Genomic DNA, 11,319 nt, shown 5'->3' with positions numbered 1-11,319 from the left:
GACCGTGGCAGCAGTCCCCACGCTGACGCCCCATCCACCCGAAATACCACAGGCCGGCATTGCCGCTTGGCTGACCGGTTTTGGCGACGCATTGACGCATGAACTGACCGTTCCCGCCACTGGCCCCACAACGCACGCGTGGACCTGGACCGAGATCGCTGTGGTTGTTTGCTTGGCGTTGTCGGCTTTGGGTTGCGTGCGACTCTTGGCCGGGTTGTGGGCGGTGCGCGCGCTGCGCAACTCAGGACGGCCGATTGAAGATGACGAATTGCGAGAGTCAGCGGACCTATTGCGGGCGGAGTTAGCTTGCCCGCGCCGTGTGGAATTACTCGAAGCGGACCAACTTGCCGCTCCGGCGACCGTCGGTTGGCGACGACCGGTGATCTTGTTGCCGGCTGCGTGGCGGTCTTGGACGCCGCTTGAACGACGGGCAGTGCTGGCGCATGAAATCGTGCATATCCGCCGCGGAGATTTTTTAACGTACGTCATCGCCCAAATCGGATTGGTGCTGCACTATTACAACCCGCTGGTGCATTGGCTCGCCGGGCGGTTGCGATTGGAACAAGAATTAGCCGCCGACGCCTCCGCCGCCGCGCTCGCGGGCGGACGTCTGGAATATTTGCAGATGTTGGCAGCCATGGCGCTGCGCCAGGCGGACCAGCCGGTGAGTTGGCCGGCCCGCACTTTTTTACCGTCCCGAGGACACTTAATCAGGAGAGTCGAAATGCTGAAGCACTCGAAGCGATTGTCGACACGTTTACCCGGGGCCGCGCGTGTGGTCGTGGTGGGATTATTGGCGGCGGTGGGGATTGGAGTTGTGGGCTTGCGACAACCTGATGCGCCAATTGCCATAGCGGACGAGCCGCAATTCGCTCAAGCGAATGACGAGAAGCCGGCAGCTGCCACAGCGCCGAGTGATCGTTTTGAATTGTCGTATATTCCAGCAAATGCCAGATCGGTTGCCGGGGTACGGCCGGCGGCGATTTTCAAAAACGGGGATTTGGCCTTGATTTCCAAAATGCTCAACGAAGACCTCGGCATTCAAAAAATGATTGGGATGCCTGTTGCAGAGATTGAACAAATCATCATGGTTGACTTCATAGAAAACATTAATTTTGGACCGTTAATGATTCGAGCGGTCCGCCCAACGAACTTTGGGAGACTCGAAACCTTATTCGCACCCGATGCAAAGGAAAAAGTGCACGCTGGGCAGGTTTACTATGAGTCGGATAAAATGGGGTTTTGTTATTTCCGCCCTGACGATCGTACCTTCGTAGTGACATTGGGTGAGACAAACCTAAAACGAGTCATTGACAGTAGTCTGGAGGCTCAAGTCAAATTCATACCAGATGCTGCGTGGGAAGAAATTGCAGAAAATCATTTCTTTGGCGCGATTGATTCAACTAAATTGTCGCACCGACTTGAAGCGCCGCCAACGGTACGAAGACTTCTGCGGCTCCTCGCACCGTATTGGGAACAGTCGGAGTCTCTCATTATCGGTTGCAACTTCGATTCGATTTTCTCAGTTAAAGGATTTGCTGATTGCGAGAACGATACGGATGCCGAAAGTTTAGACAAGACTTGGGCAGCTTCTATCGATTTGCTGAAAAACTTGCTGAAGCAGATACCAAAGAGCCCCGAAACAAAGGCTCTAGAAGAAACGGGGATGCGATTTCTGGAGAGTGCGCGGGTAACGCGTAAAGACACGATGGTCCAAATCACGGCATCCACGACGCTGGAAGTAGCACCAGTTCTCAAGAGTGCCGTAACTGTGATTCAAGCCGTACGCGCTGACATGCAGCGAGACCGAGCAGTAAGCCGCCTCAGGCGAATCGCCCTGGCAATGCACGACTACAACGCTGCGAATGGTCATTTTCCACCAGCGGTCGTGATGGGTCCTGACGGCAAAACGCCGCACAGTTGGCGAGTGGCTTTATTGCCGTACCTCGGCCTCCGCGTCGCCGGTGATCAATATCAAGGCTACAAGTTGGATGAGCCGTGGGACAGCGAACACAACAAAACAGTCATTCAACGAATTCCGGAGGTCTATAGGCATGATGACGATTCGACAAACGCAGCCTATTTTGTATTCACCGGACCGGAAACGCCGTTCGGAAATCCCAAAGGGACCACTCTTGATGAGATTTCGAGAGGGGACGGACTGCAACATACATTACTGCTCGTAGAATCGATCCGTGATATTCCTTGGACCAAACCAGAAGATATTCCCTACGACCCCGCAGCACCTCTGCCCAAACTCGGTGGACCTCAATCAGATACCATTGTTTTTGCCAAGGCTGACGGTGCAATCGTGCTCATGCCTTCGGAAGGAATTGCGGACGAACTTTGGCGCTCCGTCATCACTTACAATGGGGTCCGGCGCGATCCGCAAGAAATCGAACGGACTAACGAATTCTTCAAGAAGAAGCTACCGCTGTCCAAACCGGCGAAACGTCCAACAGCACAGAATTGATCGCCAAACATCACTGCACCGGCGCCATCAGCCGCGAGACCTGCACTGCGACCTTGAACCACCAGGGGCGGGCGCGGAGTTCGTCGGCGCCGGTGAGGCGGCTGTTGGCGAAATCGGTTTCTAGCATTGCGGCGACTTCAGCGGCAAAATCTTTGTCGAGGGTGGCAATCGTGAGTTCGAAGTTCAAGCGGAATGAGCGGTTGTCCAGGTTGGCGGTTCCCACGGCGGCGAACTGGTCATCGACGAGTATCACCTTTTGATGCAAAAAGCCGGGCTGGTAGCGGTAGAATTTCACACCGGCCGGTTCGGTTTCTTCGACGAACGAAAAGCCCGACAGGTACACCAACAGGTGATCCGGTTTTTCCGGCAGCAGGATGCGGACGTCAACGCCGCGCAGCGCCGCCAATTGCAGGGCAGCAATCACCTGCGCGTCCGGCACGAAATACGGGCTGGTGATCCACAACCGCCGCCGCGCGGAATGGATCGCCTGCACGAAGAACAGGCTGCAGGTCTCCAATTCATCGGCCGGTCCGGAGGCAATGACGATCGTGTCCTTGTCGCCGTCGGCGGCCGATTGGGGCTCCCATACCAGCTTAGGGGCTTCGTGCGTCGCGCAATACCAATCTTCGAGGAAGGACAACTGCACGCATTGCACCGCCGGGCCGGTCAGTTTGACGTGCGTGTCCCGCCAATGCCCGAACCGCTGGGAGCGTCCCATGTACTCATCACCAACATTGTGCCCACCGACATAAGCAGACCGACCATCGACGAGAACGATCTTGCGGTGGTTGCGAAAATTGAGTTGGAAACGCGTGCGCCAGCCGGTGGAATTGCGGAAAGAACTAACCTTGGCTCCGGCATCAATCAAAAGACGCAGGTATTCGTTGGGGAGTTTGTAACAGCCGATTCCGTCGTAGAGAAAATAGACACGGACCCCAGCTTTGAGTTTGGCAAGCAGGTGTTTTTGGAGTTCGCGGCCAATTTCATCGTCGTGGATGATGAAGAATTGAATGAGGATATAGTCTTGGGCGGATTGAATTCCCTCGAAGATCGCCGCAAATGTGTCGGGACCGTCAACCAGCAATTCCACCTGGTTGTGCTTCGTAAACGGGAGTGCGGCGAGTTTTTCAACCACCTTCAAGTCGTCGACCGGGTGCTCAAGCCCCGAGGTGAACTCCTCGCTATATTGCGATAATTCTTCGGTGATATGCTTGAGACGCAGCTCGCCTTCGCGACGAGCACAGACGTAGCCTTCGAACTTTTTGCCACCGAACACCCAATACAACGGCACAGCCGCGAAGGGAAATAACACTAAGGGAAAAGCCCAGGCAATCGCTCCTTGCGAGGTCCTGGTGAAGAGAATCGCATGTACCGCCGAGTACACCCCCACCAATTCTACGACAAGTATGACCAGCCCAAGAAAGCTGAACGTTGAATCCATGCCGATTCGCCCCAGTCGATTGGGTAATAAGTTTCACCGACAGGATGGAGGAAACGGCGGAGAAATTCAATTTTCAATCGCGCAAATTCGTGAACAGCGACCAAAAGAGTTGCCGCGACTTTCACTTAAAAACATTTTTGGGAGCCAGCATCTCGTCTTTGTACGTCGCAATCGCAGCCAGCCGGCCGTCGGGAGCGGTGATCGCCACCGTCGCGGCGGAATCATCGGACATCGGCTGAGCAACGTGAATCGCGCGGCCGTGCTGGATGTTCTCCATGTCGGCCTCAGAACATGCATAGAGGGGCAAGTGCGCCACTGCCGACAGTGGTGGCAACAGCGCAGCGGAAAGCGACTCACGGGACAGCGAATCCAGTTCGACAGCAGAGTCGAGACGATAGTCCCCCACACGCGTGCGTTCCAACTGGGTCATCACGGCGCCGCAACCGAGTTCCTCTCCCATGTCGCGGCCAATAGAACGGATATAAGTTCCCGAGCCGCACTCAATCTCGACCTCCAATTCAGGGAAGGTGTAGTTGAGAATATCAATGCGATACACCTGGACCGGGCGGGCGGGGATGTCGAGGGTTTTTCCGGCGCGGGCCATTTTATAGGCGCGTCGGCCGTCGATATGCACAGCTGAGAATTGCGGCGGAACCTGATTGATTTCGCCCACATAATTTTGCAGAGCTTGGGCAACCGCCGCTGCAGTCGGCTGCGTGGAGTCTTCCACTGTCTCGACCTCACCGGTGATGTCGTCGGTATTGCTGCGAAGGCCTAAGCGAAACTGCGCCCGGTATTCCTTGCGGCCTTGCTGGACGTACGAAATGAGCCGCGTCGCTGCCCCGATACAGACGACCACCACGCCAGTCGCCAGGGGATCAAGCGTGCCTCCGTGTCCCACCTTCGCGGGACGAACGATTCGTTGCACGACGTCGACGACACGACGGGACGTAATATCGGCCGGCTTATTGATGTTGAGAATGCCGCGGTAGTCGGGGGAGTTCATGATTTCAAGTCGTACGCGGGACGGATTATTTGTTGGCTTGTGCGGTGAGTCTCTCTTGCTCGGCCCGCATGTATTCGCCGTACTGTTCGTCCAACGTTTTGTAATCCGTGCCGATGAGTTGCGGCAGTGTGGCGGGTCGTTCCCGGACCCGGAGGTTGGTGCTATACAGCTGTGAAAGATGCTCAATCAGCGCGTCGCGATATTTGCCATCTTTGTAGTGCATGAAGAAATGCGTCAACCCAGAGGCTTGGCTGTAGAGTTTGCGAATCTCGATGGAGTGTTGGATTTCATTCGCGCCCTGCGAGGCGAATCTTCCCAAGGGAATGTAGTAGTCATCCTCAAGATAGCGATACCGAGCAGCACGAAAGCGTTGATACATCGGGTCACCCAACTCGTAGCGATCCCCCTTCTTGGCGAAGGACTCCATGTAACAGGCGATCCCCTCGATGATCCAAAAGTGGGCATGCTCGCCGACCATCAACGACTTGCGGCGTGTCTTGCGGGTTTCGGCAAAGAGCTGATGCGTCGCTTCGTGAAAAATCGTACGCGTGGCAGGGCCCTCGGGATCCTCATCCATTTCGGGTTGATGGTAGAAATAGGCGATGCCTGTGTCGGTCAAATACAAACCGGTCGTGATGCTGATCTCCGGAACGCGGGGCCGCAGCGCCTCGACATAATCCTCTTTGTTGCTGAAATAATGGATTTCAAACTGATTTTTCGTGGAGCGTCGCCGCCCCTTGGCCAAGCTCGACCGCTGATCCTGAGTGGTGAGAAAACCGGAAAATGTCTGGAAAAAGACGCGATAGAACTGCTCAAGCTGACGACTCAACTCGACGCCCCGCTCCAGGCTGTGGTTGGTCTTGATGAGATAATGCTCAGACTCCACCTCCCAAGCGTTTTTGAAACTGCGGCGCAATTCCGCTTCCTGGGCGGCGCTCACCCAGCGTCCGACGCTGCCGCGGCCCGACCGGAAATACCGATCACCTTTTTCGTAACGCTTGACGTGATCACGAGGTAACCAGCCAAACTTTTCGGTGTTGACATAATGTTTCTGCCGCATGCGAGCCAGAAACGGGGTGGTCCATTCATCGCCGCTCCGTTCATAGCCCAAAAAACTGCGGACCGATTTGTTATCGGGGTCCTGCCGCACCGCCTCTTGAATCAACTGATAGGCAAAACGGACTTCACCGATTTCTATCACGCGCTGGGCAAGCTGATACAACTGGATCGCCTGCTCCTGCTGGAGATGCCGCAATTCGACGCGCCAGCGCCGTTCGGCCGGCGAGAGATCGTTGGCAATATCGGGCTGAATTTTATCCGGCAACTCGAGTGTGCGAAGATCGTCCACCGGCAGCGGAACCCCTAATTCGCGGATTGCTGCTGCCTGCTTGGGAAAGCCGTTTTGGTCACATTGGGCAGCGACCTCTTCCAACGACTTTGCGAACTTCGCCTGCAGCGCCTCATACTTATTCAGTTGGACTTGCCGACGACGCTCCGCTTGACCGGGCCGATCCGCAACGGCAGCACCTTCGATGAGGACTGCTTCAACAGCGACAGCCAAAAGGCATATCATCGCCCCACGCGAGCAGCGGCGTATGGATTCGATCAGCATAACCAGCCTATTGAGATAGAAGCGGCACGACGAGGGGAGTCAACGACACAAAACCCTCCTAGACAGCCATTCTATGCTGATTGCGGATCCTTCGGAAGGCGATTTTCACCGCGGCGGCCACTCCGATTCCCCGTCCCCCCAACCCACCCTATGTGGCGATGCTGTGAGAATCCGCGAGAAAAATCATGCCGAATCGTCGATGTACAGCATCCGGCCGCAGGTTTTGCAAAAGATCACCTGGTGGGTATTGAGCTGGACCAACATTTGGGCCGTGATCCCGACAAAGCAATTGCTGCAGACCGAATCGGTGACGGCCGCCATCGCACTGGCGCCGTGCGCCTGCACCAAGCGGCGATATTGTTCTCCCACTTTCGGGGGAATACTGGTTTCAGCAACTTTGATGGCAGCTTGAAGTCGTTCGCATTCCGCTTCTAACCCTGCTTTGGATTCGGTGACTTGCTGGCTAATCCGGGCGGTTTCCGCTTCGGCGTCCTTGACCGCCTGTTCGGCTTGCCCCACTTCGGTTGAAGTGGAATCGACTTTCTCCAAGGCTTCCAGGATTTCGTCTTCCAACACGCTGTTGGCAACTTCATCCGCTTCGATTTGTTCCTTGATGATGTTGAATTCTTTGTTGGAAGCCGCCGCGTTGAGTTTGCCGCGCAAGCTTTCAATGCGGGCTTCGTTGGTCTTCAGTTGTAAACTGCGGGAGTCCGCGTCCATTTTCAGTTTCTGAAACTTCGCATGCACCTCCGCAGCTTCTTCTTTTTTTGTCTCCACGAACCGTTGGCGGGCCTGGATCTGCTTGGGCCCCCGATCCAACTGGCTTTGTGCGTTCTCCAACTTCAAATGCAATTGGTGTAACTCGCTCAAACTATGGGTGGTCGCTGCCATCGTAATCGGTCTCCGACGTTGAACGTCGCGGCTGGGATTGAATTTTCAGCCATGAGTGATGCTTGTATGAGAAGCTAAAAATCACGGATGGCTAATGCACAACAAGTTGTTGCAAAACGGGTCGATCGTTTTTGCCCCGGTGCAGGTTTGCCCCACAGGAATTTTGCCCCACAGGAGCCCAGGGTTCTCCGGGAAACGACTTCCCCCACATAATAGCGGAACTGGTCCTGTTCAGCACGTCACAAAAAAAGGCCGGTCAAAATTGACCGGCCCTGAACCGTTTATTCCCCAGCGACTCCCGTCGCCAGGCTGTCTAAAAAGCCTTTCAACTGTTTACTACGCACCGGATGTTGCAGTTTGCGAACCGCCTTGGCTTCGATTTGTCGAACCCGCTCGCGGGTGACCTTGAAGATCCGGCCCACCTCTTCCAACGTATAGGTGTACCCGTCTCCTAAGCCGTATCGCAGCTTGATGATTTCCCGCTCGCGATAGGTCAATGTCCGCAGCACATAGTCGATCTTGTCTTTCAACATTTCCTGCGTTGCAGCGTTGACTGGATTATCAACAGCGTCGTCCTCGATGAAATCGCCGAAATAGCTATCTTCACTCTCCCCAACCGGACGATCCAGACTGATCGGGTGCCGCGAGATTTTCAGCACGCGACGCGTTTCTTCCAGGCTGATTTCAGCTGCTTCGGCCGTTTCCTCAATCGTCGGTTCGCGGCCGTTCTCCTGCAGCAACGTTTTGCTGACTTTACGGAGCTTGGACATCGTCTCGATCATATGCACCGGAATCCGAATCGTACGGGCTTGATCGGCAATGGCGCGGGTGATCGCCTGGCGAATCCACCAAGTGGCGTACGTCGAAAACTTGTAGCCGCGGCGATACTCGTATTTATCGACCGCCCGCATCAAGCCGGTATTTCCTTCTTGGATCAAATCCAAAAAGCTCAAGCCACGGTTGCGGTATTTCTTGGCAATCGAAACCACCAACCGCAAGTTCCCGCCCGACAACTGCCTCATGGCCAATTCGTAAGCGGCGAACCGCTCTTGAATGTTCCGCATCCGCTTCCGCAGACTTTTGGGCGTCTCCAATGTCATGTTCATCAGATCCTGCAACTCTTTCTGCAGGTTGGCCCGTTCGTCTTTGGCCGTCTTGAGGTTGCGGATGCTGTAAATCTGCTTTTCGATGTCGATCATCCGTCGGCAGATTTGTTCCAGCCGTTTCAGCGACGGTTGCAACCGCTGCGTCCGCAAACTCAACTCTTCGATCAGCGTCGCCATTTTGCGCCGCCGGACCTTCAGCCGTTCTTCAGCATCACGGCGAACTTTCTGCGTCGCCGATTCATCGGTGGCAATCGCAAAATCCTCGATGGTTTTCCGCCGCAATTCCTCAAGCGTCGCAAGATTGTACGGCATGCGACCGAGAATCTGCGTCTTTTCCAAACCTTCGGTGACCGAGACTTTGATGGTCCGGTCAAAAGGCAATTGCCCTTGGTGGACCTTGGTCAAAATGTCGAGCGAGGTTTTCAGTGCGTAATCGCTTTCCAGCAATTGCCGGCGAAAACGACGACGGGTGACCTCAATTTTTTTGGCCAGCGCGATTTCCTCAGGCCGCGTGAGCAGCGGGATTTCGCCCATTTGCGTCAGATACATCCGTACCGGATCGTCAATCCGCCGCGATTGTTCTTCATCCGATTTTTTGCTTCGCGTGGCCCGGGCGCGTTTCTTCTTCGGATTGGCAACCGCCGGTTGCTCGTCGTTGACGATGTCCAGCCCGATCTCCTCTAAAGACATCAACAAGTTGTCGAGCTTTTCGGGATTCACGGCTTCATCGGGAAGGTAGTCATTGACCTGTGAGAAGGTCAAATAACCTTGCTGCTTCCCTTGTTCCACTAAAACTTTTAGGTTTTCGTCGAGTCTGTGCACAGAGAGTCCTCCGCGATATTCAAGCCAACTTGTTCTTGACTGCGCGTTTCTTGTTGTATTCAGAAAGCCGGCGTAACATCGCCGCTGTTTCATCATTTAGTCCGCCACCCGACTGTTGGACCTGCTCGCGTATTTGGCCGGACATCTCCACCGCGTCGGTCGTGTGACGCTCGCGCAGGCAGGCCAAAGTTTGTTCCAGCAGATCCGCGCCGATTCCTTTTCGGCGGGCTTCCTCATCCAATGAGACAGCGATTCCTTTCAAGGCGGAGTCCTCCAACTCAGCCATCACACGGAGAAAGGTCAATTCCTCTCCCGCATCCATAAGTCCATAACAACAGGCCAAAAGTTTTCGTAATTGCGGGTCCTGTAATTCCTCGCAAGCAAAGTCTTCCCGTAAGCGTCCGACCACAGCAGGGTGGGCCAAGACAATCTGCAATAATTCTTGTTCCAAGTATACGTCACGGCGGGAGAGTGATTTCCGCGGCAGTGAAACAGAATCATATGCTGGTCCGTCGTGCTGCATGGCCTCCGGACCGTCGTGGTTTCGTTGCCGGTCAGCGGCCCGTCGGCGAATATCGCTCAGACGTTGTCTGACCGCATGTTCCTTCAGCCCCAACCGTTGGACCAGCGACCCTAAAATCAAATCCTCACGATTCCGCCATTTTCCCGCATCCGCACCACCGGTGTGCGGCACCGTTGCCAGGACCTCCAGCATTTCGTCTAACACGCGATCCTTGGCATCAATTGAGTCTACGCCATAACGAGCCACTGCTCTTCTGAATTTATGCTGCCAAGCCTCCGGGGCTTGTTCGATGTCTTTCGCAAAAGCGGCCGCTCCGTGGGTGGCCAAAAAGTCCGCCGGATCCATGCCGGCGGGCAATGTCATGATTCTCAGATCCACCTCTTGGGCCAAAAACTTCGTCAAAGCCCGTTCCGCCGCGTTTTGGCCGGCATCGTCACCGTCGTAGACCAAGACCACTTTGCGGGCAAAACGCTTTAGGTTGGTCACGTGTGTTTCGGTCAGGGCCGTTCCCAATGTGCCGACAACGTTCATCTGGCCGTGCTGATGTGTCGTAATGCAATCCGTGTACCCTTCCACGACAACCACCGTGTCGGTCTTGCGAATCGCGTCGCGAGCATGATCGAAACCGTAGAGCAGACGGCTTTTAGTGAAGATAATGCTCTCTAAACTATTAAAATATTTTGGAGCGTTTTCACGCGTCTCTCCCGGAAGGATACGTCCTCCAAATGCAACAGGGCGACGTTGCATGTCGCGAATCGGAAACATCACCCGATCTACGAAATAATCATAATAACCGCGTCCGCCATCCCGTTGGGCGGCCAGCTTGGCAGCCGTCAAAACATCTAAGCCAAACTTGCCCCGTGCTCGCTGAATCAACCATTCCCAATCGTTGGGATGATAACCCAAGCGATAAGCGGCGATGACATCGGCAGTGAAACCGCGCGAATTCAAATAATCACGCGCTGTCGCCGCCTGTGGGCTATTCAACAGACATTCATGAAATTGTTGCTCAGCCCAAGCAACCACTTCAAACAATTGACTCTTGCTGGTTCCGTCTTGACTCTGGCTGCCGCGTTGATGTGTGCGAGGCATTTCGATATTGGCCCGGGTGGCCAACAGCTCAATGGCTTCGCGAAATTCGACCCGTTCGCTTTGCATCACAAATTCAAAGCAATCGCCGCCTGTATTACAGGACCAACACTTAAACGATTGCCGCTCCGGATAGACGCGCAGCGAAGGATTACGATCGTCATGAAACGGACACAACCCCACGAACTCATGCCCGCCGCGACGCGACTCAAGCGAAACGCCTTCACCGATCAGGCTGACGATGTCCGTGCGGGAACGGACAAGTTCTTTGAATTCTTCGGAAGACTGGCGGGGCACCAACGACTCCTGCGGTAGCGACGTATTATGCGGCTGGGACAAATGAAATAGTGATAATT

General features: G+C 54.9%; 7 protein-coding genes (1 of these 7 only partly in view). 1 reads left to right on the top strand and 6 read right to left on the bottom strand.

Translation table 11 applies throughout. The features are described from left to right. Positions 1 to 2,473 carry the 3' portion of a M56 family metallopeptidase gene (locus tag Mal52_RS01615; RefSeq protein WP_145373866.1) on the top strand. The gene continues 269 nt to the left of window position 1, outside the view, so the window shows 2,473 of its 2,742 coding nt (coding positions 270-2,742); its start codon lies beyond the left edge, outside the window; the stop codon is at positions 2,471 to 2,473. Between the two features lie 10 nt (positions 2,474 to 2,483). On the opposite strand, the gene cls is transcribed toward Mal52_RS01615, so the two are convergent. The 6 genes from cls to dnaG form a co-directional block, all read right to left on the bottom strand. Then, positions 2,484 to 3,914, bottom strand: coding sequence for a cardiolipin synthase (gene cls, locus Mal52_RS01610; RefSeq protein WP_145373865.1), 1,431 nt, complete (start codon positions 3,912 to 3,914; stop codon positions 2,484 to 2,486). Positions 3,915 to 4,035: 121 nt separating this feature from the next. Further along, positions 4,036 to 4,920, bottom strand: coding sequence for a tRNA pseudouridine(55) synthase TruB (truB, locus tag Mal52_RS01605; protein WP_145373864.1), 885 nt, complete (start codon positions 4,918 to 4,920; stop codon positions 4,036 to 4,038). A 25-nt stretch (positions 4,921 to 4,945) separates the two neighbouring features. After that, positions 4,946 to 6,481, bottom strand: coding sequence for a hypothetical protein (locus tag Mal52_RS01600; RefSeq protein WP_145373863.1), 1,536 nt, complete (start codon positions 6,479 to 6,481; stop codon positions 4,946 to 4,948). 234 nt (positions 6,482 to 6,715) lie between these two features. Then, complete coding sequence (locus Mal52_RS01595; protein WP_145373862.1) at positions 6,716 to 7,423, bottom strand: zinc ribbon domain-containing protein; 708 nt, start codon at positions 7,421 to 7,423, stop codon at positions 6,716 to 6,718. A 281-nt stretch (positions 7,424 to 7,704) separates the two neighbouring features. Then, positions 7,705 to 9,351: an RNA polymerase sigma factor RpoD gene (rpoD, locus tag Mal52_RS30325; RefSeq protein WP_145373861.1), complete on the bottom strand. Its 1,647-nt coding sequence runs from the start codon at positions 9,349 to 9,351 to the stop codon at positions 7,705 to 7,707. A 19-nt stretch (positions 9,352 to 9,370) separates the two neighbouring features. Beyond that, positions 9,371 to 11,260, bottom strand: coding sequence for a DNA primase (dnaG, locus tag Mal52_RS01585; protein WP_197534591.1), 1,890 nt, complete (start codon positions 11,258 to 11,260; stop codon positions 9,371 to 9,373). Positions 11,261 to 11,319: the final 59 nt, after the last annotated feature.

It is taken from the genome of Symmachiella dynata, from assembly GCF_007747995.1.
GTDB classification, from domain to species: domain Bacteria; phylum Planctomycetota; class Planctomycetia; order Planctomycetales; family Planctomycetaceae; genus Symmachiella; species Symmachiella dynata.
Note: the sequence above shows the minus strand (reverse complement) of the source record. Positions and strands in the feature narration are given on the sequence as shown.

What these genes read in the sequence shown, in the direction of transcription:
- cls (WP_145373865.1), bottom strand. Translation starts at nt 3,914, where the DNA reads ATGGATTCAACGTTCAGCTTTCTTGGGCTGGTCATACTTGTCGTAGAA.
- truB (WP_145373864.1), bottom strand. Translation starts at nt 4,920, where the DNA reads ATGAACTCCCCCGACTACCGCGGCATTCTCAACATCAATAAGCCGGCC.
- Mal52_RS01595 (WP_145373862.1), bottom strand. Translation starts at nt 7,423, where the DNA reads ATGGCAGCGACCACCCATAGTTTGAGCGAGTTACACCAATTGCATTTG.